Source organism: Cohnella sp. AR92 (assembly GCF_003990975.1).
In the GTDB taxonomy this organism is placed as follows: domain Bacteria; phylum Bacillota; class Bacilli; order Paenibacillales; family Paenibacillaceae; genus Cohnella.
The window spans coordinates 276,686-300,389 of record NZ_RZJR01000001.1 but is presented as its reverse complement, the minus strand read 5'-3'; the positions used below and the strand labels follow the sequence as shown (position 1 = coordinate 300,389).

The following is a 23,704-nucleotide window of genomic DNA, read 5'->3' as shown; positions in this document are numbered from 1 at the left end:
GGCGATCTTATGGATTTGCGACAGCTCCGGTATTTTCTCGCGGTTGCCGAGCAGGGGCAGGTAACCCGGGCGGCGAAGATCCTCAATATGGAGCAGCCGCCTCTCAGCCGCCAGCTTAAGCTTATGGAAGAAGAGCTGGGCGTTCTTCTCTTCGACCGAAGCGGCCGCAGCTTCACCCTGACGGCAGCCGGACAGCTGCTCAAGAAGCGGGCAGAAGAGCTGCTCGGGCAGTTCGACGAGGCCTTGTCCGAGATCAGGCAGCTGGAGGAAGGACTTGTCGGCACCCTTGCCGTGGGTTCCGTCGTCTCCTGCATCTCGCTTCTGCCCCAGCGTCTTCGCGAGTTCAGCGAGAGATATCCGCGCGTGACCTACAAGATCCAGGAAGGCGATCACTTCCTGTTGGGGCATTACCTGGACGCGAGGCAGATCGAGCTGATTCTCTCCCGCCTCCCCTTCGAGGCCGGATTGGACGACGATCGCTACGCCGTCAAGAAGCTTCCTTCCGACCCCTTCGTCGCCATCCTCCCGAAGAATTGGTTCCCGTCTCCGCCTCCAAGCTCCCTATGCATGGCGGATCTGGCCGATTATCCGTTCCTGACGCTGAAGACCGACCAGACCAAGGGAATGCACGAGAAGGTCATCCGGCAATTCCGGGCGAACGGCCTGTACCCTTCCATCCTGTGCGAATGCTCCAGCGTGGCCATCATCATCGCGCTTGTCGCCGCCGGAATCGGAGTCACGCTGCTTCCCCGCTCCGTCATCGACTCCTTCCCGCTTAGCGATATTATTGTATGCAGCATCACCGACGCCGACTTTCAATCCGAGGTCGGGATTGTCTGGCTGAAGGACCGTTACTTGTCCAAAAGCGCGCAGCGCTTCATTGAAATGTTCTCCGAGGAGGAATCGACGCCATGACTGAGAAGAAACTAATCGAACGAGGCTTAGCCTACCCCGGAACGAGCCTTCGTTACCCGTTCGATCCGGATATGCCCGTCCTGTTCGTCGGAAGCCGGATGTTCGCGTTGTTCCACGCGAATGGGGACAAGCCGAGAGTGAACCTTAAGACGTCTCCCGATGAAGCTTGGCTTCAACGAGAGAGCTACCCGGGCTCCGTGCTGCCCGGCTACCATATGAACAAGAAACATTGGAACACCGTATTGCTGGACGGAAGCGTTCCGGAACCCGTGGTCCTCGAGATGCTGGAGGCCTCCTATCGCCTGGTATGGGCCAAGCTGACCCGAGCGGAACGCGACGCGATCGAATGAGGCCGGTTGGCTCGCTCAGGCTCCGGCGCAAGCTGTAACCCGACTTTATCGGGTTACGGCTCCATTCCTAGCACCGGCGCACTCTGTAACCCGCTACCCGCCGATTTGTTGCACCACGTGCCACTAATCCACCTCACTCTCCCAGTATCCCGACGATTTGTTGCACCACGTGCCACTAATCCGCCTCTCTCACCCAGCATCCCGCCGATTTGTTGCACCATGTACCGCTAATCCGCTTCACCTACCCTACATCCCGCCGCTTCATTCGTAGCCGGTTGCATCAGGGCATTCATTTGACATAATGGTTTCCCAGATTTACATTGGACTCATCTTTGTTTCTATCCTAACTCAAGGAGGTGAACCGGCGTTTCCTTAAGGATCAGGATCGTCGGATTAAAACATGCGCATCGCAGAAGGTTTGGAGATGCTGGAGCTCGTCTTGAATATGGGGGACCGCATGATGGTTATTCACCCCTCCGTACTGTTTGACTCCAACGGTTGGGTACTTGTCGATACCGGCATGCCGGGTTCCAGCGCTCAGATTAACAAGCTCGTCCAAGAGGCCGGAATCTCGGAAGACGCTCCGCGGGTCATCCTGCTGACCCACCAGGACATCGACCATATCGGCGGGCTTCCCGGCTATCTGATCGAGGACAACGAGCGCCTGCCCGTCTATGCTCATGAAGAAGATAAAGGAGCCATCGACGGCGCCGAGCCGATGATTAAGGTATCGCCGGAACGCCGGGCAAACTTGCTCGCGGCCATGCCGGAGCCGGTCCGCGCGGCCTTCGAGAAGACGTTTATCCGCCCGGAGCAGGCGAATGTCAGCCGAACGTTCGCCGACGGCGAACGGCTGCCTTATGGCGGAGGCCTCGTCGTCATCCATACCCCGGGCCATACGCCGGGGCATGTTTGCCTGTATCATGAAGCCAGCAAGACGCTGCTTGCGGGAGATGCCCTGGTTGTCGTCGACGGCGAGCTGAGCGGACCGAATTCGGCGAATACGCCGAATATGCCGGAAGCCCTGAACTCGTTGGGCAAGCTGAAGGCTTACGACATCGAGACCGTGGTCTGCTACCACGGCGGCCTGTACCGAGGCGAAGCGAACAAGCGGATCGCGGAGCTATATCAGCCGTTGTGAAGAATTTCGCCCTCACGCTTCTCTTAAGCCTTATCGGCGGCATGCTGTTCAGCCTGCTGCGCATTCCCCTCCCTTGGCTGCTGGGGCCAATGGTGGCGGCTTTCCTAGCCACCAGGTTCCGGGGCTTCTCGCCGCGCTGGCCCGGCTCGATGCGCAATACCGCCCTGCTCCTAGTCGGCTATTCCATCGGACTGTCCTTCTCGTCCGAGACGCTTCGGGATATGGGCCATCAGCTGCCTACCATGATGCTGATGACGACGCTGCTGCTTGTGGCCAGTACCGCGATCGGCTTCGTCGTATCCAAGCTGACGGGCCTCCCCTTCCCTACCGTTCTTATGGGGACCATTCCCGGAGGCATGAATCAGATGCTGATCCTGGCGGAAGAGACGAAGGGAATCGACATCACCGTCGTGACTTTCCTTCAGGTATCGCGGCTGATGATCATCATCTTCTGCGTTCCCTTGCTTGTCTTCAGCCCCGTCTTCGGCGGGACGGAGAGCGCTGTGCATCGCACGGCGGAAGCCGATTGGGGCAGCCTCTTCCCGAATATCGTCTGGTTCGCGATACTCTGCGTAACGGCGGCTTGGCTCGCCAAGAAGATCCGCTTCCCTTCGGCCTACCTTCTCGGGCCGATGATCGCCACCGCCGTCGCCCAAGGAATCGGCCTGGACGGTCCCGCCATGCCCGCCGTCATTCTGAACGCCGCGCAGCTTATGATCGGGACTTACGTCGGCCTGCTGCTTCGACCGGAGAAGCTGGAGAGAAAGGTTCGGCTCGTGCTGCTTGCCATCCTCAGCGGAGCGGTCCTGCTGGGCTTCGCGTTCGGTCTCAGCGCGATGCTGACCGCGCTTCATCCGGCGGTCTCGCCGATGACCGCCTTCCTTAGCATGTCGCCCGGGGGAATGGACCAGATGGGAATCATCTCCCAGGAGGTTCATGCGGATATCGCCATCGTGACGAGTTACCAGGTGTTCCGCACCTGGTTCATCTACTTCGCGATTCCGCCGCTTATCCGCCTGCTGTTCAAGCAATTGGAACGACGCGCGGCGCGCAGCGCCGCCGCCGAGAAAAACTGAAAGGAAAAAAGCCCGGAGAAGCCAACGATCGGCTGCTCCGGGCTTTGCTCATCTAGAGCCGCATTAAGACAAAGCGGCTTCGGCCAGTTGGTTATCCTTCTTGATCTGCTTGCTGCGCAATTGGCCGCAAGCGGCGTCGATGTCCGCCCCATGCTCGAGACGAACGCTGACGCTGATCCCTCTTTTTTTCAACGTGTCATAGAAGGCGCGCACCGCATCCGTCTCCGTCCGCTGGTACTGGCTGTGCTCGTCGACCGGGTTGTACGGAATCAGGTTCACGTTCAAGAGAGAGCTGCGCTCCCCGCCGAGAAGATCGGCCAGCTCGTTGGCGTGCTCGACCCGATCGTTCACGTCCTTCAGCAGAATGTACTCGATCGTCGTCCGGCGGTTCGTCTTCTTCAGGAAGTAATCGATGGCGTCCATCAGCTTCTCGATCGGAATCGCCCGGTTGATCTTCATGATCCGGGTCCGAAGCTCGTTGTTCGGCGCATGCAGCGATACTGCCAGGTTCACCTGCAGGCCGGTGTCCGCGAATTCGCGGATCTTGTCGGCAAGGCCGCTCGTCGACACGGTAATATGGCGCGATCCGATCGCAAGGCCTTTATGATCGATCACGACCCGAATGAAGTTCAGCACGTTCTCGAAGTTATCCATAGGCTCGCCGATCCCCATGACCACGATGTGGCTGACCTTCTCGCCGTTCCCGATCCGATCGAGGTGGAGCTGAACCTTCATGATCTGCTCGACGATCTCGCCCGCCGACAGATCGCGGCTCTTCTTCAGCAGCCCGCTCGCGCAGAAGCTGCAGCCGATGTTGCATCCCACCTGAGTGGTCACGCACACCGACAAGCCGAACTTGTGCTTCATCAGCACCGTCTCGATCAGGTTGCCGTCCTGCAAGCGGAAAAGAAACTTCTTGGTGCCGTCGGCCGACTCCTGCTTCAGATGCTCGGTCATGGTGACGAAAACGAAGTTCTCCTCCAGGAGCTTAAGGCAGTCCGGATGGACGTCCGCCATCTCCGCGAAGCTGTCGACCCGCTTCCGATAAAGCCACTCCCAGACTTGCGCCGCCCGGAATTTACGATGCCCGCGCTCCGCCAGCCAATCGATCAGCTGGTCTTGAGTCAGGCCATATATGGATGATTTATTCACGAGTTACCCTCTTTTCAACCGTTAAACGTTCTGTCTCCTATTGTCCCAGAGATTCTGGAATAACACAAGTGAGGCCGTCTGTCAATCAGACCTCGGGCTGACCGCTTCTCCCCTCTCCGATGGGGGACAATGCCGGGATGCAGTGGTAGGCTAAAGCTAATGATAAATCGTTGAGGAAAAAGGAGAGAGTCGCATGAGCTTAAATCGAGGATGGCTCCCGGGCGTTCTGCTGGTCGTTCTGGGCATTCTGTTATTCTTCCAGGGGGACCGGTCGTTCGACGCGGGCAACGTCTTCGCTTACGGCTGGCCGACGATGTTCGTCATCCCTCTAGGCGTGTTCTTCCATTGGATGTATTTCTACATGCTGAACCGCAAAGGGGTGGGAATGCTCGTGCCGGGAGGCATTCTGCTCGTGGACGGTATCGTCTTCCAGCTGTCGGCTCTCACCGATTCGTGGAGCTTCACCTGGCCCGGCTACATCTTCGCCGTCGCCTTCGGCTTGTTCGAGCTCTACTGGTTCGGAAGCCGGAATCGCTGGCTGCTCATCCCGATTACGATCCTGACCGCTCTCTCCATGCTGTTCTTCACGGTATTCTCGATCGGTTACCTGTTCAGCAACCTGGCGCATTCCCGTCCGATCCTTGCGGCGGCGCTGATCCTGATCGGCGGCCTGTTCATCCTATCGCGCAAGAGAGAACAACAGCTGTAAGACTTCATATGAAAGGCTGTCTCCATGGGTTGCCGCTTCACGCGACGACCCGGAGACAGCCTTTTTCCGTTATGGCGGACGTTATAATAAATTTTTGAACGAATGCCGGACCACATTGCCCCTGCTGATAATCCCCGCCAGCACGCCATTGCGGACAACCGGAAGCTTCTTGATCCGCTTCTTCCCCAGAATGGCAGCGATATCCTCGAGCTCCTCGTCCCAATCGGCCGTAATGACTTTTTTCTGAGCGATATCCATCACGTTTAGACTCAGCAGGCGCTTCGTTCTCTCTTCGAAGGGCTCCAGGTTGTCATCCACCCGCACATGGAACGCGTAGGAGATCGTATCGAGCACCCCGAACTCCGGCCGGCCGATGTAACGCATGATGTCGCCATCGCTAATATAGCCGACGATGGCATTCGCCTCGTTGACGACGGGCACCCCGCTGATGCCGTGGTCGATAAATCTCTCAATGACCTGTCGTACGGTATCGGTCTCCTTGACCTTGTATACCTGCGCGATCATCACGTCATGTGCTTTCATCGCAATCGCCTCTTATCGATGGAATGCCAAACCACGCTTGCCGTACCCGATAACAGAATTGTACAACACGCGGAATGGGTGTCAACCGCTTTCCTTTTCCGCCGATGGAATTGGTCCTGCAGGGTGTATCCCCTTCTTGTTTCGTGTAGAATAGAAAAGAAATCCCGCTTGCGCGCAACCAATCTGTCGAGCACGGGGAGAATCGGACGGGGGGCCTTTATCGCATGTCGCTGCAAATCTTTATCCTGGGAATCCTATGCGAGGGACACCGTCATCCCTATGATATAAAGAAGATCTTCAAGCAGGAGAATATAGCCCCGGAGGTCAAAGTCTCGGACGGAACCTTGTATTACCACTTCGAAGCCTTGGCCAAGCAGAAGTATATCGAGAGAATCATGGTCTCCAAGGAAGAGAACCGCCCCGAGCGCACCTTGTACGGAATTACGGACCTCGGACGTGAAGCCCTCGTGGAGATGATCTATAAGAGCTTCCGCACCTTTAAGGATATCACCAACCTCTACGCCCCCATCTTGTTCCTGCATCACGCGAGCAAGGAACGGGTGATCGGATTGATAGAGGATTGCATGGACGCCATCAACAAGAAAATTCACCGATACGACAAAGCATGGAGCACGGTTCCCAAACAGCACGAGAATCATCCTACCGTACGGAACGCGGCCTTCCTTCACGAGCACTCCATGTCGCGGGCCCGCGTGGACCTCGAATGGCTCGGCAAGATACTGGATTACGCCAAAGCCATGTGAATCCGGTACCGATTCCGGAGGCGAAGCTGGCTCCGTCCTCATTGTCTCGGCGATCGGTGCGTCCGTGATTGCCCTCATACGTCGGTCTGCGGCTGATGAACAAGATATGACCATTAGTTGAACGCTATTCACGAAGACGCCCTTCCGGGGCGTTTTTTGCTGTTTTCAGGGCAATCTGGACTTTTGCCCCGGTTGACAGGGAACAGCTTTCAGAGGTATTCTTCATAATTATATTACTCTAATTAGAGTATTACAGTTTGGGTATATTGGACAGGGAGGAGCTAAATATGAGAAACATCCTGACATTCTTAAAGCACAAGATGGTGATCGGCGGCATCTTCATGGCCGTCTTCTACCAAATCGTCTTTATCCTCATCTATATGAGCGGATACGGCGCCATGACGGACAATCTGAACAAGCTTAGCGTCGCTATCGTGAACGAAGACGAGCAGGTCGGCAAGACGATTGCCGAGAGCCTGGCCAAGGAGCTTCCCTTCAAGCTGATCACGGACGTGAACCTGGCTCATGCCCAAGAAGAGTTGGATAATCGCGACCTTCATATGATCATCCGCATTCCGGAGAACTTCACCGAGAAGATGACCGCGGCGGGAGAACAAGCTCCGCTCGACTTCTATATCAACCAATCGAACCCGGTAATGGTCGCCTCATCGATGCAGCAAGTCGCGGCTCAACTGACCGCGACGCTTAATCAGCAGCTCGCCGCGCAGAATGCGGAGCAGCTCTTCGCCTCGCACAATATGCCGGAAGAACAAGCCAAGGCGCTCGCCGCGGGAATCGCAACGAAGATGGCTGCCGAGGTCGACATCTCCAACCCGATTCCTGCCGGCATGCAGAATCAGGTCGCCCCGATGTTCCTGTCCATGGTGTCCGTCGTCGGCGCGATGATCTTCGCCATGCTGGCGACGGGAGCCGCGAAGACCCTCATTCCTTCGATGGGCAAGTGGAAAGCCTTCGCCAGCTTCCACGGAGGCAGCGCCGCGGTCGCGGTATTCGCTCCTCTAATCGGGCTATTAATCGCCTTCGCCTTCCAAAGCTACGGAATGGAGACCTTCTTCAAGATGTGGGGTCTGCACGCCCTTGAGATGTTCGCCGCCATCGAATTCATGGGCATGTTCTTCTTCCTGCTCGGTCAAGCGGGAATGATGGTCTCCATGTTCTTCATTCTCGTTCAATCCATTACGAGCGGCGTGATGATGCCCCAAGAGGTCATGCCCGACTTCTATCGGTTCGTGAGCTATATCTCCGTCATGTTCTATAGCGCCCAAGCCGATATGAGCCTGATGTTCGGAGGCGGCAAGGCGGGAGAGCATATCCTTGGCCTCGTCCTGATGGCCGCTGCCGCCATCCTGATTAACACCCTGATCTACTGGCGCAAGACGGCCAAGAAGCAAGAGGCCGAACCCGCCGGGGTCCTCGCGACCGAATCCTAACGAAACGAGGTGCCGACATGAAGAATGTGCTTACTCTTCTTAGAAATAAAGCGTTCATCAGCGGATTCGTGATGTTCCTCTTCTTCGAATCATTGATGCTTCTGGTGTTCCTTCCGGGGTATACGGCTATCCCCAAGAATCTCCCAAGCATGACCGTCGCCCTCCTGAACGACGATAAGGGAGAAGCGGGCGCCGGAATCGCGGACGGCCTGAGCAGGCAGCTGCCGTTCAAGCTAGATGTCCATACGACCCTCGAGCAGGCGAAGGAAGACCTGGATGACCGCAAGATCCACATGATCGTTCAGATTCCGGAGGACTTCTCGGAGAAGATCGCCGATCCGGGCGAGCAGGTCAAATTGAACTTCTTCATCAACCAATCGAATCCATCCACCGTATCGTCTACGATGCAGTCCGTGATCAATCAAGTCACGACGGCCTTCAACCAACAACTGGCGGTGCAGACCGTCCAAGGCACGCTTCGGCAGCTTAACGTCGGCGAGGAAGAAGCCGCGGCGCTGGCGGCGGGAGTTCCGTCCAAGATCGCGGCCAACATGGTTCTGACCAACCAGGTTCCGGCCGGCATGCACAATCAGATGGCTCCGATGTTCCTGCCCATGTCGATGTACGTCGGCGCGATGATGTTCACGATGATCTCCTTGAACGGATTCCATGCGCTTAAACGCAAGATGGGCAAGCGGCAATCGTTCTTTGCCCTTCAGGGAGCAAATCTCGTCGTCTCCATTCTTGCTCCTCTGCCGGGCTTGGCTATCTATTTCTTGATTCAGAAGCATACCGCCGCCGCCTTCTTCGGCACTTGGTTGTCGCATTCCCTGGAGGCATTCGCATCCATCGAATTCCTCTCGATCCTCTTCCTGCTGTTCGGACAGATGGGATCGATGATCAACATCCCGATCATGCTCGCCATGACGATCGCCAACGGCGCCGTTATGGCTCCGCAGATGATGTACTCGTTCTTCAAGTTCATAAGCCCGCTGACCGTGATGTACTATCCGGTGCACCTGGACTTCAACTTCCTGTTCGGCGGGGGAGGCACGGGAGAACTGCTGCTCAAGCTCGTCTTGTACGCCGTTGTCTGCGGAGCGATCGTTCTTGGCCTTCACCACTGGAAGTTCAAGCAGAAGGACAAGGAGGTGACGGCCGCACAAGGCACGGCGGCACCTGCCGCGCAGCCCGTTCATTAATGTTCAGCCCCCGCGCCGCTCTCCCGATTCGGGCGATTAGCTTTGGGTTATGATCCATTCGTTCTTTCGTTCATCCGATTCCGGATTGCACGATGGACCGCCGACTTGCCCCATGTTCTGCCCTGGCGCAGAGCATGGGGATTTTTTTGTTTTTTTTGCTGGCTGAACGCCGGCTTGCCGAAGGAATACGATAGAAGATCCGGCTCCGCTATTGGATCGCGTGCGATGGCGGCGGGGTGGTTATACTGGCTAAGGCGGCGCGGCTCTGCAGCTTCGGCGATTGCCATGGGGGCAATAAGGGCAACGATTCCGCTCTTCCTGACAAAATAAGCTTGCTAGGCAAGGCCGGCGAGAGTAATATACATATATGAGCATATGTTCATATGTTAGTGGGGAGGAAGCCTCATGAGAGACACTTCAAAGAATACCGCGGACGATCAGGAACGCCACAGCCATTCGGAGGAGCAGGCTCGCTGCAGCCAGGGTCAAGACAGCCATGATTCTAGCCATGATTCTAGCCATGACTCCGGCTCTGATTCCGGCCATGGTCCTAACCATGATCTCGATCATAAGCATGACCATCATCACGATCACCCTCATAGCCACGCTAATCAAAGCCACGACCATCACGACCATCACGACCATCATCATGGGCATGGACATGGGCATGGACATGGACATGGACATGGGCACGGCCATCATTCGCACGCGCCGAATAATAAGAAGGGCTTACTCATCGCTCTCCTCATTACGGCCGGAATCATGGTGCTCGAATTCGTCGGCGGACTTGTCACCAACAGCCTTGCGCTGCTGTCGGACTCCGGCCACATGCTCAGCGATACCGCTTCGCTGCTGCTTAGCCTCATCGCGCTCGGGCTGGCTCGCCGCCCGTCCACTCCGAAGCTAAGCTTCGGCTTCCGCCGCTTCGAGATCATGGCCGCTCTCATCAACGGAGCCGCGTTGTTCGTCGTTGCCGGAATTATCGTATGGGAGGCGATCCAACGTTTCGCGAACCCGCCCGAGATCGCCAGCGGCGCCATGATGGCGATTGCGTCTGTCGGCTTGCTCGCTAACCTGGCAAGCGCCTGGTTCCTCATTCGCCAAAGCGATGTGAAGGGCAACCTCAACGTGAAGAGCGCCTATCTCCATGTGCTGGGGGATGCATTGGGTTCCGTCGGGGCGATCGGCGCGGGGCTGCTCATGAGCTTGTTCTCCTGGTACTGGGCCGATCCGGCTATCAGCATCCTGGTTGCGCTTCTTATTCTCCGGGGAGCGTGGGGGGTTCTCAAGAGCACCTTCCATATCCTATTGGAAGGAACCCCGGATTCGATCGACGCCGGCGCCGTGCGCGAAGCGCTAAGCCGTATCGATGGAATCCGGGATGTCCATGATCTCCATATCTGGACGATAACATCCGAGCTGAACTCGGTCAGCTGCCATCTCTTGATCGAAGACGATCGCAGCCATCAGGAGATTCTTCAGCAGGCCGTGACGCTGCTGAGGGACCGTTTCAATCTCCGCCATGCGACGATCCAAGTCGAGAATTCGCGGTTGGATCACGGGGAGCTGCACTGCCCATCGTCGGAGTCGGCTCCGCCGGCTGCCGGACGGGTTCCGGAGGGAAGCCCCGCGCGATGAACTCATCCACGTCGCGGTCGGCCTTGGATTGGTTGCATGCCATGCATGCGCAGACGCAATTATCGGGAGTCGTATGGCCTCCCTTGGCTCTCGGAAGCAAGTGGTCGATCGTGTCGCCGTACTCGCCGCAGAAGCAGCAGGTGTAATTGTCGCGGGTCAGGATAAGCTTGCGGAATTCCTTGTTCGTGTAGATGCGCCGTATCGTGTACCGATTGACGACGACGGCGGCATGCTCGCGAACGAGCGTCTCCGCAAGCTCCAGGTCGACCTCCTGGTACCATCGGCGTCCGTTGTCCGTCTTGCCGCGCATCCGAATAAACCCCTGCCGCGTCGGCCGAAGATCCTTCACTCCCAGTGTCGCGGAGCCGGCTTCCGCGCGAACGGCAGCGCGCTTCCCGGAAGCCGGCCTTGCTGTCGGTGCGGCCGGTGAAGCCGAAGCTGCCGGCGCCGCGGCGGAGATAGCCGCCGCTGGAGAAGAAGATGCCGTCTTCTTGCTTCTTCTCCTCTTTCTTTTTCTCGAAGCCTTCGGTTGAGTTTGATCCGCCGGCGTCTCCGCTTCTGCAAGGACCTCCCTTGCAGGAGCAAGCAGCGCCGCCGCAGGCTCCGGAAGGCTATTCTCCGTTACCCGAACGGCTAGGGTCCGGCAGCTGCGGCAGGTGCCGCGGCGATTCCGGCGTCCCCCGCGCTTGCCGCTTCTGGCCCGAAATTCGGCGATCGGCTTCTCCGTTCCGCACTGGGGGCATTTTTTCGTCGGGTGGATATCCGTCTCTAAGCTCTCCATATATCCCATCAGGAACCGACGGCAGATAGGTTCGCCGTCTATTCCGCCTCTCTTTCGCTGCACTCTTATTCCAATTATAGCATAAAGTTTCCTCCTTTCTTCCCACCAAAGACTTATACGGTCAGGATCCCGAACGAAGGAAGTAACGATAGACCTTCTTCAGCTTCTCCGCTTGTCTCCCCTTGGCACTCTCCATGCTGCCGAATTCGAAGAATCTCACCTTCTTAATGCCCACGTAGTTGAACAAAGCCTTCTTCATCAGCACCTTGTGCGCGTCGTGAAGCCAGAGCAGCGGGTACTTCGCCGGCCCTTTCATCGTGGAGACGCAGACCGCCGATTTGCCCTTCAGCAAGCCCTCCGGAAGCAGCTTCCCGTTGTCCCGGTAAGCGAAGCCGGAGGCGAACATCCGGTCGATATAGCCGAGCAGAATAGCGGGCGGCCTGCCCCACCAGATCGGGTAGACCATCACGATCCGGTCCGCCCAGAGCAGCTGCTCCCGGTAGCGCTCCAGATCGGGGTCGGCATGCATATCCCGGCGCCGCTTCTCCTTGTTGAACACCAGAATCGGATCGAAACGTTCCTCGTACAGGTCGAGCACTTGAATTTCCGGCTTGGCGGCATGGTCCCGGATTCCCTGCAAGACCTGCTGAAGAAAAGCATAGCTCAAGCTGTCGTGATTCGGATGCGCGTAGATCGCAAGAGTTCTCATTGGACACCTCTTTAGTTATCATTTGATAACCATAAGGTATCACTCCCCAATTTAGTTGTCAATTGATAATTGTTTTATGATAAGCGATTTGTTATCTTTGCTCTAGAGGTGACGACATGGACCAGAAAGCGCTATTCGGCAATCTTGTAACCTTCATCGCGGCGGTTATCGAAGCGAAGCATGAATTCACGAAAGACATCCGCATCGAAGGGATCACCCCTGTCCAATACAGCATGCTGGAATATTTGGCCGCTCATCGGAGTGGGCCCGTGACGATAAGCGAAATGAGCGATTGCCAGCATATGTCCTTGCCGAATACGAGCCGCGAGCTGAGGAAGCTGAGCGAGAAGGGACTCTGCGAGAAGTTCGCGGATCCCGAGGACAAGCGCAAGCAATATATCCGTCTCTCCCCGAAGGGACAAGCACAGATGGACGAGGTTTTCCAGGTCGTCTACGGCAAGTTCCTCCAAAGAGTGCAGGGCTTGACCGACAAGGATTACGAAGAGGTTATTCGCGCTGTTCATCTTCTGAAGGATAAGGTTTTCTAACTGACCGACACGACTCAAAAGAAAAGAGCAAAAAAAGCCGGTCCTCAGTCGCCGTAATCGGCGGCGGGACTGGCTTTGCTCTGCTTCAATAACGCTTGCCGAACGGCTTCCAGACAGCGGTATCCATGCTCTTGATCCGGTTCCAGATAAGCCCCCTCCGCCCATTCGTTCCAAGCGTTGAGGAACACGAACTCGCTTCCGTATTCTCTCCTCGCCTTCTCCAGCTGCCGGGTCAAGTACCGCTCGAACTTCGCCGGCGTCATGCCGATCGTGCTCTGGCCTTCCGCCCCCTTGCGGGGAGTATTGTCCCAGTTCACGAAGGCTCCCGGGTAGATCCTCTCTCCTTGCCGATGCGGCGATCGATGCAGAATGGACGACCATACGCGATCGTAATCGACCGTCAAGTGCGGTCGGCCGTCAACCCGCACGCGATCCCAATGGGGTTGCAGCATTCCGTGAGCGAACGTATAATGCGGCTCGAATTCCACGCTGGCATCGAAGCCGGCGGAGGTTCCCGATCGGAAGCCTCCCAACGTCCGGACAAGGTGCAAGCCGCCGAGTCCGTTCTGCACCGCGAGCTTCCGCCAATGCAGCAGCATCTCCTCGCAACGGGGAATGTGGGCCGGCCGGTAGATCGACAGCAGCGGCTTGCCGTCCACGCGGATATAGCGCGGATCCCGGAACGCCTCCAGCAGGCATTCGAAGTGCCGCGTCCAATCGTCCTCTTCGCCGTAGCTCTGCGGCATCAGAATCTCCGAATCCATTCCGTCCCATCGTCTCGTCCACGGTTCGTTCGCCCAAGAGAGACAGAACGGGAATTCCGGTTCCCCGCTCCTCAGAACCTCGCCCAAAGGCTTCTCCAGAAGCTGCTTCCCCGCGAACCAGTAATGGTAATAACAGAACCCGTATATTCCGTATTCTCGCGCCAATTCCGCCTGCCTTGCCCGAGCCGCCGGGTCAGTCAGGTCGTAGTAGTTCTCCTCGGCAGGAACGCGCGGCTGCTTATGCGCAGGGTACAGGGACCTGGCGCGCCTCACATTCGTCCATTCCGTGAATCCTTCTCCCCACCATCGGTCATTCTCTTCGATCCGATGGAATTGGGGAAGCAGGAACGCGATTATTTTCAACTCTTGCTCCTCCCCATCGCGGCGTCCCCCTTAAGCGAAGACCGTTCTCAGAAGCTCCGAACCCTGCTGCAGAAAAGAATGATGGTATTTGTTGTCCATCAACGCGCGCGAAGCCATCCATCTTCTCTCGTCCGGCTCAAGCAGGAAGCGCTTGATCAGCTCCTCCGCCTCCGGAAGGGATCGATAGAGGAGCCAGTGGGTATCCGAATCGAGCGAAGCCGATATTCCCCGCTCTTGATAAAGCTGAAACGCTCCGCACGCCGAGATCTCATGAGCCCGATGCAGGGAGAAACTGCCGTTCACGACCAGTTTGGCGCCGTTAAAATATTCGGCCGCTTCCGCCTCCGTTGCGGAAACGACCCAGTCGCCGAGCGTCTCCCAGCCCTCACCGAGCGTCCGAATCTGCAAATTCGCCAGCACGGGGGATCGCGCCAGCTCCCCCAGCAGGGGATTCCGGTAAAGGCTGCCGACGAGAAGCACATCGGAACCGAACCCCCTCTCCGTCTGCCGCGGGTAATAAAGCTCCGTATCCGCAGCGAACGGCAAGCATCGGCAGCTTTCGCAGCCAAGAGATTGATAGACGATGAGGTTCTCTCTGTTCTGAGTGAATACATGATCCGCCGCTTGCGCCAGCCGACGCTCGACATCGGTCACTCCATCCTGGTCCGACAGCCAGACGGCTTTGAGAGCGGAAGTGGCCTGAAGCGCCGCCATGTTCTCCTCGGACGGCAGTTCTTCCCCGCCGAGCACGATCGCAAGATCATAACTCTGATCTTCCATATCCTTCGCCCATTCTCCGCTTGCTTTCACGGTGACTACCTCTCGAACGAGATGTCGAAGCGCGTCCTCCAGCAAGTTCACGGAGATCGACTCGTTCTCCCCGAAAGCTCCCTCGATCAATAGCACCTTGAGCTTCTTCGGCACCCTCCGGCCGCGTTCGTTCTGCTCCCGGAAGTCTTGCAGAAGGCGCAGGCTCTCTTGAAGGCTGCGATACACGCTCCGGTGATAATCCGCTACGGCTCCGATGACCGGATCCAGCTTATCGGCAAGGGCCCGCTTCATCTGATTGACGAGCCAACGGTTCGAGGCTTGGGTTGCCGTCGGCTTTAGCTTGGATGCCTTCTTCATTCGTCGCCATCCCTCTTCTCCTCGGCGCTCGCGCATTTCTTTGGACTAAACTACTATATGCGTCCGAATCCCCTTTGTTTGTAGGTATTCGACCAATGTCGCCGATAGATTCGTGTCTATCAGGGACGCCTGTGCTTATAGAAAATGTGCAAGGGTACCATGTCCGGCAAGCTTCGTCCACATATACTGATAGGGAGCAAACGGAAGGGGAGGGTGATTGTTCTGCCGACATTTGATCAGGTCGAAATAGACGGCAATATGACGCTGGACGGAGATATGAAGCTGAACGGGAGCGTGACCATCGCTACCGATATTCAACTGAACGGAAACCAGACGATATTCGGCGATCTCCAGGTGAATGGCAGCGAGACGATCGACGGGAACTTGCAGGTCAACAACAACGAGACTATCTTCGGCAACCTGCAGCTGAACGGAAGCGAGACCATCTTCGGCAATCTTCAGGTAAACGGCAATCAGACGATCGATCAGAATTTTCAGGTGAACGGCAATCAGATGGTCGTCGGAAGTTTGCAAATTAACCAGAGCGTAAGATCGTTAGGCAGCGTTCAAGCCGCGGCCCAGCTGCTGGTCGCCAACTTGCCTTCTCTTCCCGCCGGCATTCCCGCTTCCCAGCAGGTGCGCTACTACAACCCCGGAATCGCGAACCAACCCGGACTCGTTCTTAAAGGCACGAACGGAATGAATTACATTCTGTTCGTCGACGCCAGCGGGGCAATTCCCGCTCTGGCCATTCAGCTGGCTTGAGGACTGCTCTTGCTATTTAAAATAGAAGAAATATAGTAATCTCCCTTCGTTTCTTAGTCGGGGGTCTCACGCCTACAAGACGGACCTGGTATACTAAAACAATTAGCCCTTTCGACTTCCCCACGGGAAACTGAAAGGGCTTTTGATTGCATATGAAATAAGAAAGCCGCCTCATCGGAGGCGGCTTTGCTTTGCTTCTGCATAATTCTGCATCATTATGATCGATTCCTCAGTCGCGGTTGCTGAACACCTTGGCCAGAAGCCTGAGCATCTCGACATACAGCCACACGAGCGTCACCATCAGGCCGAAAGCGCCATACCATTCCATGTACTTGGGAGCTCCCTGCTGCGCGCCGGATTCGATAAAGTCGAAGTCCAGCACCAGGTTGAGAGCCGCAATGGCAACGATGACGAGGGAGATCAGGATGCCGACCCAGCCGGTATCATGAAGGTAAGGCATCTCGACTCCGAACAGGCCGAGAACGAAGCTGAGCAGGTAAACGATCATGACGCCTACGGTGGCGGAGAAGACGCCAAGCTTGAAGTTCTCCGTCGCCTTGATCAGCCTTGACTTATAAGCGAAGAGCAAGGCAAGGAACACGCCCATGGTCAGCAAGGCGGCTTGCAAGGTGATTCCATCAAAGCGATCCTCGTAAATCGCCGAGAGAGCGCCGAGGAAGACGCCTTCCAGAATGCCGTAGATCGGAACCAGATAAGGAGCGCTCGGAGGGTTGAAGCTGATGATCAGGGACAGGATGAAGCCCCCGATGGCCCCGCCGATGGCGTAAGCCCCCACGTCGTAGCCATCGAAGTATCTCGACCAACTGACGAACGCGCCGGCCAGAAGCAGCACCAACGTGATGAACGTCTTGTTGACCGTGCCCTCGATCGTCATGAGCGATGCGCTATTGCCGTACCCCGTCGTGCGTTTGAACGTGTTCTCGTTTAATGTCGGATTGCCGCTGCGACCTATCAAGTGAGGATCACCTCTATCGGATATTTGATACGAGTGTACCATATCCAAGCCTTATTTCCCATATTATTCCGAGACGATAGGCGATAGAAGGCCCAAGCCTTAAATAGAAGAGCTCTTGAGGATACGAATACCGTTCACCGGAAGCTCGATGCGCGCCCCTGCCTCCTCCGCCGATTCCAAATCGACGTAAACCCGTCCATCCAACGAGACCGAACGCGGTTCGCCGCTGAAGTTCATGACGAAGACATAGTCAGACACCCCGTCCGAGCGGACCTGAGCCGTCACGCCTTCAGGCAGCTTAACCTCCAACGCTTTGCGCACCCCTGCGGAATCGGCGATCTTCCAATAGAATTCGCCAAGGAAGTCGTCCTTCAGCCTTGTCGCCATATAATACGCTTGGCCTAGCCCGAGCCGATTCCTCGTCAGCGCCGGACGGCCGGCATAGAAGTCGTCCGCGTAGACGCCGAGCACTTCGGCCGTCTCCGCATGGATGAGCTCGCACAGCTCGCGAGCCTCGAACGTCCCTTCCAGCTCAAGCTCGTCTCCGGGCAGAAGGATCACTCCGTTGCGATCGTCGTCATGCAAGCCCTCGATCTCCTCCGCCCAGATTCCCAGCGTCTTCCTCAGAGGCCCGGGGAATCCGCCGAGATGGCAGAGGTCGTGCTCGTCCACGATGCCCGACCAGTAGGTCGCCACAAGCGTTCCCCCTGCCTCCACGAATTGCTCCAGCTTCTTGCCGGTCTCTTCCCGGCACAGATACAGCATCGGGGCGACGATCAGCCGATAGCCGGAGAACTCGTCCTCCGAGCCGATCACGTCCGTCGGTACGCCGAGAGACCACAGCGCGCGATGATGCGCGTACACCGTCTCTTCATAGTGTAGGCCCATATTCCGCGGTCCTTGGGCATCCTTGACGGCCCAGCGGTTGTCCCAGTCGAACAGGATGGCCGTCTCGGCCGGAGTCGAAGTACCGACCACTTCCGTTAAGCCCGCGAGCGTCCGTCCGAGCTCGGCCACATCGGCGAAGACGCGAGTGTGCTCATGGCCGACGTGATCGACAACCGCTCCGTGGAACTTCTCGCTCGAGCCCCGGCTTTTGCGCCATTGGAAGTATTGGACGGAATCGGAACCGTGCGCGACTGCCTGAAGAGAAGAGAGCTTGTGCATCCCGGGACGCTTCAGCTTGCTGACCGACTGCCAATTGGTCAGGCTCGGCGTGCTCTCCATAAGCAGGAACGGCTTCTTCTTCAGGGATCGGAACAGGTCATGATAGAAACCGACGAAGGCCGCCAGCTCGCTGTCGTCCTTGCGCTCGTGCCACAACGGGTAGCTGTCCCAGGAGATGACGTCCAGCTCGTCCGCGAAGCGCCGATAGTCCAAGCCCTCGATCATATGCATGTTCGTCGTGACCGGAAGATCGGGATTCGCGCCGCGAACGGCCTCGATCTCATGACGGCAGAAGGACACGGTCCGATCCGTCACGAACCGGCGCCAATCCAGGTTATGCCCGTGAACCATCGACTCGCCGTGCGGCGCCGGAGATTCGATCTGCGCCCAGTCCGTGTAGGTATGAGCCCAGAAGGAAGCCCACCACGCCGAATTAAGCGCGTCCAGCGTCGCATACTTCTCCTGAAGCCACTTGCGGAATTCCTCCTGGCACAGCTCGCAATGGCACTCCCCTCCGAATTCATTGGAGATGTGCCAGCCGACGACGGCCGGATGCTTCGCGTATCTCTCTGCCAGCTTGGCGTTCAGAATCGCCGTCTTCTCGCGATAAATCGGAGAGGAATAGCAGTGGTTGTGCCTCATGCCGTGCAGGTTGCGTACCCGATTCGCTTCCACGCGCAGAACCTCGGGATACTTCGCGGACATCCAAGCCGGCCGCGCGCCGCTCGGCGTCGCCAACCAGGCGTACAGGCCGTTCGCCGCGAAGGAGTCCAGGAGACGGTCCAGCCACCCGAATTCGAAGCGTCCCTCGCTCGGCTCCAGAGCCGCCCAGGAGAAGATGCCGACGGACATCGCGTTGCAGCCTGCCAGCTTCATCAGACGGATGTCTTCCTCGAGCACCTTCGGGTCGTGCTGCCATTGGTCGGGATTGTAATCGGCGCCGTGCATCATGACGGGCAGCGCAGCGCTGACCGGCGGAAATCTCTTGTTCATTGCAAGGTCACTCCTCTACGAAATAATCGGCTGATTCGCTTATCTGCCTTTGATATTAAGACAGTTGTCCCTTATACTCATAGCATAATCGACTCAGAAAATCGCACTTTTCGAACATGGAGGAAAAAGACCGATGATGCCCTTTCTGATCGCCGACTTCGCCGCCTCGGAGCAGCTGCTCCCCCTATATGTCTGTGTCGTCGGCAGCCATGATCAGAAGCGGATTGACCGCCCCAACGGATACCCCTTCCACCAAATCTTCTTCTCCCGGGGCGGTCGGGGAACGTTCCGGCTTGAGGGTCGGAACTCGAAGGCGAAGGAGATCGCCATGCCGCCGGGCTCGCTGCTGATCCTTCCTTCGGGAGTTCCTCACGTCTATGCGCCGGACGATTCGGCGGAGGAGTGGGATCTGGGCTTCGTCGCTTTCGACGGGGATGCGGCCGGCTCCGTCATGGGACAGCTCTCTTCTCTCTTGAACGTTGCTATCGCCGCGAACGACTTCCATGGGCTGTGGAGCCAGCTCGAAGCGATCTGGCACAACATCAGCCTGAACGGCGAGCAAGCCTATTGGGAGTCGTCCAAGCAGCTCTATGGCTTGCTTCTGTCCATCCGGAAGGATCAGACGACCGCCCGCAGTCCGAAGAGAAACCGGATTTATCCGCAAGACCCGGCGAACGACGCGCTGCAGGCGGCGGTGAGGCTCATCCACGACCATTATCAGGATCGCCTCTCCGTATCGAACATCGCGAGAGCCGCCGGATACTCCCCCCAGCATTTTCACCGATTGTTCGTCCAGCATTACGGGGTCTCCCCGAACCAATACGTGCTGCAGCTGAGAATGCGCCGCGCCATTCAGCTCCGCCAGGATCAGCCTGGCATTACGGTCGAGCAGGCAGCCCAGCAGCTCGGCATGGAGACCAGCTACTTCATTCGTTTATTCAAGCGATTCTACGGCAAGACGCCCAAGCAATACTGGAAGTCGGAATAAAGCGACGAGGAGCGGGAATAGATGAAGATGATCGAGCGGTACCGGAGCGAGCTGGAACGGATATACGCCTTGGCGGAAGAGGAGGTCCGAACGATGCCCGCAGGGCTAGACGTCCACGCGCGACTCCTTCTGAATCGCAGCAACCCTCTTCTTAATGGGGGAAAAGCGAATCTGATCAGCTATCTCCTCCCTTATTGGGTAGGAGAGAAGCTGAACGCGCCGGTCGAGTCGTGCCGGGATCTGGCGGTCGGCAATCTCTATATGATGCTGCATTTCTTCGTGCTGGACGATGCGATAGACGACGATGCGGGTTGGACGGATGAAGAGCGGCGTCGCGTCATTCCGCTCGGGCAGCTGCTGCAGAGCCTGTACCTTCGGCTTTATCTGGCAAGGTTCGGAGCGGAATCGCCGATTTGGGCACATCTCCGGGGATACATGGAGCAGTGGGCTGCGGCCATGTCGCGGGAAGCGGAGGAACGATCCGATCCAAGGAACTACCGGGCGCTCGCCGCGAAGGCGGCTCCTATCAAGCTGTGCGCTGCGGCGCTCCTGCTGGAAGCCGGACTCGATGAGCGAATTCCGGATATGGATGAAGCGATTGACCTGGCGTTAGCCACGTTGCAGTTGGCCGACGACTTGTCGGATTGGCGGGACGATCTGGCGGAGCCGGACGGCAACGCCTTCCTGACCTTGACTCGGGAGCTGCTGAACGCCTCGGACGAGACGGTTCTCGATACGCGAGCGGTCCAGCGAGCGATCTACCACCGGGACGGGATCGGCCGGTTGGCCGGACTGGCGGAAGAGCTCGGGGAGAAGCTCGTCTCGATCGAGGACTGCCCTCTTCGTCTGCTTGAGTATCAACGCTCCATTGCCCAAGAGCTTCGGACGGCTGCGAGCGATACGGAGGAACAGGTTAACCTCTTGCTGCGCGGGGATCGGCTGGCAAGTTTGTTGTCGAACTCCGTTTCTACATAGAGGAATATGGGGCTAAATCGCGAATTGAGATAAGAACGGCTTCCATACTCTGATTGCCTGCAGGAAAAGGGAGGGTGGTTGCGGATGAATTCCGAAGTCAAGCGTTATACCGGGAAGGAGATCGACATTCTGTTCGACTCCGAGAGATGCGCGCACTCCGGCGTCTGCGTTCGAGGACTGCCGCAAGTATTCGATGTTCGTCGTCGGCCTTGGGTGCTCGCGGATGCCGAATCCGCCGACCTCATCGCCAAGTTAATCGACCGCTGTCCAAGCGGCGCTCTGCGATATGAACGCAAGGAGGCTACCTGACATGAGCGAGATTCAGAGAAGCCATAACGGCTTCTATCTCGGCAACGACCCCGACGACCGCGACGCGGAGATCGAATTCTCCCGCCGAAGCGATGGGACCATCGTCATTCTGCACACCCTGGTGTCGGATCGGCTCCGCGGTCAAGGGATCGGGCAACGGCTTGTCCAGAAGGTTGTCGAGCTGGCGCGGGAAGAAGGCGTAAAGATCGTTCCGCTCTGCCCGTTCGCCAAAGCGCAATTCCAGAGAGTCGAGAACTATCAAGACGTCTGGGCGAGATAAGCCAATTGGAGGCTACCCATTCATGTTCCGCCGTACCCTTCCCTTTCTCATCCCTGCGATGGGGTTGCTCTACATCTTTCTTATTCCGGACGATCCCGAGCCGATCAAGCTGCTCTTCAAGCTGATCCCGATGGTTCTTATCCTGTGCTACGCCTGCCTGCATGCGCCGGCCGGCGAGCTTCGCAGCCATAAGCGGCTGCTGCTCGGCCTGCTTTTCTGCATGATCGGAGACGCCACCCTGCGCTGGTTCGTCATCGGCTTATCCGCATTCCTGATCGGACACCTCTTCTACCTGAGTTATTTTCTCCGGCAGAGACGAATGACCCGGGCCAAGCTTATCGTCATGCTGCCCATGCTGGTTTATGCGGTCTACATCGCCGCGAGGCTGGTCCAAGGCTTGCTTGATTCGAATGACGGCTACCTGATCGCTCCCGTTCTTTTCTATGTAGCGGCTATTTTCACCATGAGCGTGTCCGCCCTGGCGAACGGCAACCGGTTCGCGATCGCAGGCTCGCTGTTGTTCCTGGCTTCGGATTCGATCCTCTCCTGGAACATGTTCGTCTCGGACGTCCGTTTTTCCGGACCTCTGATTATGCTGACCTATTACGCTGCCCAATGGCTGATTGCGAGCAGCATAAAGACTCCGCTCGCGAAGCCGCAGGCTTCGGAGCGCCAGAATCCTTCTTTCGGCTAGCCGGCCGTTAACCGATGAATTATCGCAGCCCATCAGATCAAAGCCGCCCATCCGGTCTCTCTCCGGCCAACGGGCGGCTTTTTTGCGCGTCGCCTGATTGTCTAGACAACGGGGAACACTAAGCGGGACAATGCAGTCGGAACGATTGAAAAACCGAATTTGCTCACTAAACTTTATTTTGTTGTGTAACATTATTTTTTATAGTATAATGAGGCCATATCAAAGGAGGGAACCCCAATGGGCGAACATACACCTGTTATGGAGATTGGAATCAGCACATTCCTGGAGACGACCCCCCACCCGTTGACCGGGGAGAAGGTCAGCCACGCGGAGAGACTGCGCCGGGCCGTAGAAGAGATCGTTCTGGCCGAACAAGTCGGCCTTGATGTTTATGGTATCGGGGAGCACCACCGCGCGGATTATGCCGCTTCGGCTCCCGAGCTCGTCTTGGCCGCAGCCGCCCCGCTCACGAAGAGAATTCGGCTGTCGAGCGCCGTCACCGTATTATCCTCTAACGATCCGGTGCGCGTCTATCAAGCGTTCTCCACGGTCGACGGCCTGTCCGACGGCCGTGCCGAGATCATGGCCGGAAGAGGCTCGTTCATCGAATCGTTCCCGCTGTTCGGCTACGACCTGAACGATTACGACGATCTGTTCGACGAGAAGCTGGAGCTGCTGCTGAAGATTCGCGAGCAGGAGAAGGTCAATTGGCCGGGAAGCAAGCATCGGCCGGCGATCGTGGGCAAGGGCGTCTATCCGCGGGCCGTTCAAGAGCCGCTCCCGGTCTGGATCGCCAGCGGCGGCAACCCGGAATCCGCCGTGAGGGCGGGAATGCTCGGCTTGCCGATCGTCTTCGCGATCATCGGGGGAATGCCGGAGCGCTTCGCGCCGCTCGTCGAGCTGTACAAGCGCGCCGCCGCCAAGGCCGGACACGATCCGAGCAAGCTGCAGATCGCCTCTCACTCCCATGGCTTCGTCGCCGATACGACACAGCTCGCTGCGGACACGTTCTTCCCTTACAATCAGTCGCAGATGAACATGATCGGCCGCGAACGAGGCTGGCCTCCGATGAGCCGCGCTTCCTACGACGCCTCGCGCGATATCCGCGGAGCGCTCTATGTCGGCGATCCGGAATTCGTCGCCGAGAAGATCGTCAACCTGCGCAAGCAGCTCGGCCTGACCCGCTTCTTCCTGCACCTCGATGTCGGCTCCATGCCGCGCGAAGAGGTCATGCATGCTATCGAGCTGCTCGGGACGAAGGTTGCGCCTATCGTTCGCAAGGAGATCGCCCGGTTGGAAGCTTAACCGACGATTAAGCGGAAT

24 protein-coding genes and 1 pseudogene are annotated in these 23,704 nt (G+C 57.5%); 17 read left to right on the top strand and 8 right to left on the bottom strand.

Annotation, left to right across the window (positions count from 1 at the left end):
• Nucleotides 1-9: 9 nt before the first annotated feature.
• The 4 genes from ELR57_RS01410 to ELR57_RS01395 all read left to right on the top strand — a co-directional run bounded on the left by ELR57_RS01410 (nucleotide 10) and on the right by ELR57_RS01395 (nucleotide 3,482).
• A complete protein-coding gene (locus tag ELR57_RS01410; RefSeq protein ID WP_126956499.1) occupies nucleotides 10-915 on the top strand; it encodes a LysR family transcriptional regulator in 906 nt (301 codons plus the stop codon).
• Nucleotides 912-1,265, top strand: coding sequence for an MmcQ/YjbR family DNA-binding protein (locus tag ELR57_RS01405; RefSeq protein WP_126956497.1), 354 nt, complete (start codon nucleotides 912-914; stop codon nucleotides 1,263-1,265). The genes ELR57_RS01410 and ELR57_RS01405 overlap by 4 nt, the downstream gene beginning before the upstream one ends.
• A gap of 424 nt (nucleotides 1,266-1,689) precedes the next feature.
• Nucleotides 1,690-2,406: an MBL fold metallo-hydrolase gene (locus ELR57_RS01400; RefSeq protein WP_238162367.1), complete on the top strand. Its 717-nt coding sequence runs from the start codon at nucleotides 1,690-1,692 to the stop codon at nucleotides 2,404-2,406.
• Complete coding sequence (locus ELR57_RS01395) at nucleotides 2,403-3,482, top strand: AbrB family transcriptional regulator (RefSeq protein WP_238162366.1); 1,080 nt, start codon at nucleotides 2,403-2,405, stop codon at nucleotides 3,480-3,482. The genes ELR57_RS01400 and ELR57_RS01395 overlap by 4 nt, the downstream gene beginning before the upstream one ends.
• Nucleotides 3,483-3,545: 63 nt before the next feature.
• On the opposite strand, the gene rlmN is transcribed toward ELR57_RS01395, so the two are convergent.
• The gene (rlmN, locus tag ELR57_RS01390) at nucleotides 3,546-4,634 is read right to left on the bottom strand and encodes a dual-specificity RNA methyltransferase RlmN (RefSeq protein WP_126956493.1); all 1,089 of its coding nucleotides are present in this window, start codon (nucleotides 4,632-4,634) and stop codon (nucleotides 3,546-3,548) included.
• Between the two features lie 193 nt (nucleotides 4,635-4,827).
• Here rlmN and ELR57_RS01385 point away from each other — a divergent pair, with 193 nt between their 5' ends.
• Nucleotides 4,828-5,343, top strand: coding sequence for a hypothetical protein (locus ELR57_RS01385; protein WP_126956491.1), 516 nt, complete (start codon nucleotides 4,828-4,830; stop codon nucleotides 5,341-5,343).
• Between the two features lie 81 nt (nucleotides 5,344-5,424).
• Here the strand turns inward: ELR57_RS01385 and ELR57_RS01380 are convergent, their stop codons facing one another.
• Complete coding sequence (locus ELR57_RS01380; RefSeq protein ID WP_126956489.1) at nucleotides 5,425-5,886, bottom strand: CBS domain-containing protein; 462 nt, start codon at nucleotides 5,884-5,886, stop codon at nucleotides 5,425-5,427.
• Nucleotides 5,887-6,110: 224 nt separating this feature from the next.
• Between ELR57_RS01380 and ELR57_RS01375 the strand changes: the two genes are divergently transcribed.
• The 4 genes from ELR57_RS01375 (at nucleotide 6,111) to ELR57_RS01360 (ending at nucleotide 10,941) form a co-directional block, all read left to right on the top strand.
• On the top strand, nucleotides 6,111-6,650 hold the full coding sequence (locus ELR57_RS01375; protein WP_126956487.1) for a PadR family transcriptional regulator: 540 nt from the start codon (nucleotides 6,111-6,113) through the stop codon (nucleotides 6,648-6,650).
• Between the two features lie 287 nt (nucleotides 6,651-6,937).
• On the top strand, nucleotides 6,938-8,101 hold the full coding sequence (locus ELR57_RS01370) for a YhgE/Pip domain-containing protein (protein WP_126956485.1): 1,164 nt from the start codon (nucleotides 6,938-6,940) through the stop codon (nucleotides 8,099-8,101).
• Between the two features lie 17 nt (nucleotides 8,102-8,118).
• Entirely contained in the window at nucleotides 8,119-9,303 is a 1,185-nt protein-coding gene (locus ELR57_RS01365) for a YhgE/Pip domain-containing protein (protein ID WP_126956483.1), read from the top strand.
• A 405-nt stretch (nucleotides 9,304-9,708) separates the two neighbouring features.
• Nucleotides 9,709-10,941 carry a cation diffusion facilitator family transporter gene (locus ELR57_RS01360; protein WP_126956481.1) on the top strand — a complete coding sequence of 411 codons (1,233 nt, stop codon included), beginning with the start codon at nucleotides 9,709-9,711 and terminating at the stop codon, nucleotides 10,939-10,941.
• 25 nt (nucleotides 10,942-10,966) lie between these two features.
• Here ELR57_RS01360 and ELR57_RS28190 read toward each other — a convergent pair.
• Together ELR57_RS28190 and ELR57_RS01350 are read right to left on the bottom strand one after the other, a co-directional pair.
• Nucleotides 10,967-11,251: pseudogene (locus ELR57_RS28190) on the bottom strand (HNH endonuclease); the annotation flags it as partial.
• A gap of 592 nt (nucleotides 11,252-11,843) precedes the next feature.
• Entirely contained in the window at nucleotides 11,844-12,431 is a 588-nt protein-coding gene (locus ELR57_RS01350) for an NAD(P)H-dependent oxidoreductase (protein ID WP_126956479.1), read from the bottom strand.
• Between the two features lie 116 nt (nucleotides 12,432-12,547).
• Here ELR57_RS01350 and ELR57_RS01345 point away from each other — a divergent pair, with 116 nt between their 5' ends.
• Complete coding sequence (locus ELR57_RS01345; protein ID WP_126956477.1) at nucleotides 12,548-12,979, top strand: MarR family winged helix-turn-helix transcriptional regulator; 432 nt, start codon at nucleotides 12,548-12,550, stop codon at nucleotides 12,977-12,979.
• A 44-nt stretch (nucleotides 12,980-13,023) separates the two neighbouring features.
• On the opposite strand, the gene ELR57_RS01340 is transcribed toward ELR57_RS01345, so the two are convergent.
• Entirely contained in the window at nucleotides 13,024-14,106 is a 1,083-nt protein-coding gene (locus tag ELR57_RS01340; protein ID WP_126956475.1) for a glycosyltransferase WbsX family protein, read from the bottom strand.
• Nucleotides 14,107-14,136: 30 nt separating this feature from the next.
• Nucleotides 14,137-15,234 carry a glycosyltransferase family protein gene (locus tag ELR57_RS01335; RefSeq protein ID WP_158629892.1) on the bottom strand — a complete coding sequence of 366 codons (1,098 nt, stop codon included), beginning with the start codon at nucleotides 15,232-15,234 and terminating at the stop codon, nucleotides 14,137-14,139.
• 213 nt (nucleotides 15,235-15,447) lie between these two features.
• Between ELR57_RS01335 and ELR57_RS01330 the strand changes: the two genes are divergently transcribed.
• Nucleotides 15,448-15,999, top strand: a complete 552-nt coding sequence (locus tag ELR57_RS01330; RefSeq protein WP_238162365.1) for a hypothetical protein — start codon at nucleotides 15,448-15,450, stop codon at nucleotides 15,997-15,999.
• A gap of 229 nt (nucleotides 16,000-16,228) precedes the next feature.
• Here the strand turns inward: ELR57_RS01330 and ELR57_RS01325 are convergent, their stop codons facing one another.
• Together ELR57_RS01325 and ELR57_RS01320 are read right to left on the bottom strand one after the other, a co-directional pair.
• Nucleotides 16,229-16,975, bottom strand: coding sequence for a Bax inhibitor-1/YccA family protein (locus ELR57_RS01325; protein WP_126956471.1), 747 nt, complete (start codon nucleotides 16,973-16,975; stop codon nucleotides 16,229-16,231).
• Nucleotides 16,976-17,074: 99 nt separating this feature from the next.
• Nucleotides 17,075-19,135: a beta-galactosidase gene (locus ELR57_RS01320; RefSeq protein WP_126956469.1), complete on the bottom strand. Its 2,061-nt coding sequence runs from the start codon at nucleotides 19,133-19,135 to the stop codon at nucleotides 17,075-17,077.
• 133 nt (nucleotides 19,136-19,268) lie between these two features.
• Here ELR57_RS01320 and ELR57_RS01315 point away from each other — a divergent pair, with 133 nt between their 5' ends.
• The 6 genes from ELR57_RS01315 (at nucleotide 19,269) to ELR57_RS01290 (ending at nucleotide 23,686) form a co-directional block, all read left to right on the top strand.
• Nucleotides 19,269-20,123, top strand: a complete 855-nt coding sequence (locus tag ELR57_RS01315; RefSeq protein ID WP_126956467.1) for an AraC family transcriptional regulator — start codon at nucleotides 19,269-19,271, stop codon at nucleotides 20,121-20,123.
• A 21-nt stretch (nucleotides 20,124-20,144) separates the two neighbouring features.
• Entirely contained in the window at nucleotides 20,145-21,098 is a 954-nt protein-coding gene (locus tag ELR57_RS01310) for a hypothetical protein (RefSeq protein ID WP_126956465.1), read from the top strand.
• A gap of 84 nt (nucleotides 21,099-21,182) precedes the next feature.
• Complete coding sequence (locus ELR57_RS01305) at nucleotides 21,183-21,407, top strand: (4Fe-4S)-binding protein (protein ID WP_126956463.1); 225 nt, start codon at nucleotides 21,183-21,185, stop codon at nucleotides 21,405-21,407.
• A gap of 1 nt (nucleotide 21,408) precedes the next feature.
• Complete coding sequence (locus tag ELR57_RS01300; protein ID WP_126956461.1) at nucleotides 21,409-21,687, top strand: GNAT family N-acetyltransferase; 279 nt, start codon at nucleotides 21,409-21,411, stop codon at nucleotides 21,685-21,687.
• A 22-nt stretch (nucleotides 21,688-21,709) separates the two neighbouring features.
• Entirely contained in the window at nucleotides 21,710-22,381 is a 672-nt protein-coding gene (locus tag ELR57_RS01295; protein ID WP_126956458.1) for a lysoplasmalogenase, read from the top strand.
• A 258-nt stretch (nucleotides 22,382-22,639) separates the two neighbouring features.
• Nucleotides 22,640-23,686 carry an LLM class flavin-dependent oxidoreductase gene (locus ELR57_RS01290; RefSeq protein WP_126956873.1) on the top strand — a complete coding sequence of 349 codons (1,047 nt, stop codon included), beginning with the start codon at nucleotides 22,640-22,642 and terminating at the stop codon, nucleotides 23,684-23,686.
• Nucleotides 23,687-23,704: the final 18 nt, after the last annotated feature.

Coding starts and splice junctions, on each gene's coding strand:
- ELR57_RS01410 (WP_126956499.1), top strand. CDS start 10: ATGGATTTGCGACAGCTCCGGTATTTTCTCGCGGTTGCCGAGCAGGGG.
- ELR57_RS01405 (WP_126956497.1), top strand. CDS start 912: ATGACTGAGAAGAAACTAATCGAACGAGGCTTAGCCTACCCCGGAACG.
- ELR57_RS01400 (WP_238162367.1), top strand. CDS start 1,690: ATGCTGGAGCTCGTCTTGAATATGGGGGACCGCATGATGGTTATTCAC.
- ELR57_RS01385 (WP_126956491.1), top strand. CDS start 4,828: ATGAGCTTAAATCGAGGATGGCTCCCGGGCGTTCTGCTGGTCGTTCTG.
- ELR57_RS01380 (WP_126956489.1), bottom strand. CDS start 5,886: ATGAAAGCACATGACGTGATGATCGCGCAGGTATACAAGGTCAAGGAG.
- ELR57_RS01375 (WP_126956487.1), top strand. CDS start 6,111: ATGTCGCTGCAAATCTTTATCCTGGGAATCCTATGCGAGGGACACCGT.
- ELR57_RS01370 (WP_126956485.1), top strand. CDS start 6,938: ATGAGAAACATCCTGACATTCTTAAAGCACAAGATGGTGATCGGCGGC.
- ELR57_RS01365 (WP_126956483.1), top strand. CDS start 8,119: ATGAAGAATGTGCTTACTCTTCTTAGAAATAAAGCGTTCATCAGCGGA.
- ELR57_RS01360 (WP_126956481.1), top strand. CDS start 9,709: ATGAGAGACACTTCAAAGAATACCGCGGACGATCAGGAACGCCACAGC.
- ELR57_RS01350 (WP_126956479.1), bottom strand. CDS start 12,431: ATGAGAACTCTTGCGATCTACGCGCATCCGAATCACGACAGCTTGAGC.
- ELR57_RS01345 (WP_126956477.1), top strand. CDS start 12,548: ATGGACCAGAAAGCGCTATTCGGCAATCTTGTAACCTTCATCGCGGCG.
- ELR57_RS01335 (WP_158629892.1), bottom strand. CDS start 15,234: ATGAAGAAGGCATCCAAGCTAAAGCCGACGGCAACCCAAGCCTCGAAC.
- ELR57_RS01320 (WP_126956469.1), bottom strand. CDS start 19,135: ATGAACAAGAGATTTCCGCCGGTCAGCGCTGCGCTGCCCGTCATGATG.
- ELR57_RS01315 (WP_126956467.1), top strand. CDS start 19,269: ATGATGCCCTTTCTGATCGCCGACTTCGCCGCCTCGGAGCAGCTGCTC.
- ELR57_RS01310 (WP_126956465.1), top strand. CDS start 20,145: ATGAAGATGATCGAGCGGTACCGGAGCGAGCTGGAACGGATATACGCC.
- ELR57_RS01305 (WP_126956463.1), top strand. CDS start 21,183: ATGAATTCCGAAGTCAAGCGTTATACCGGGAAGGAGATCGACATTCTG.
- ELR57_RS01300 (WP_126956461.1), top strand. CDS start 21,409: ATGAGCGAGATTCAGAGAAGCCATAACGGCTTCTATCTCGGCAACGAC.
- ELR57_RS01295 (WP_126956458.1), top strand. CDS start 21,710: ATGTTCCGCCGTACCCTTCCCTTTCTCATCCCTGCGATGGGGTTGCTC.
- ELR57_RS01290 (WP_126956873.1), top strand. CDS start 22,640: ATGGAGATTGGAATCAGCACATTCCTGGAGACGACCCCCCACCCGTTG.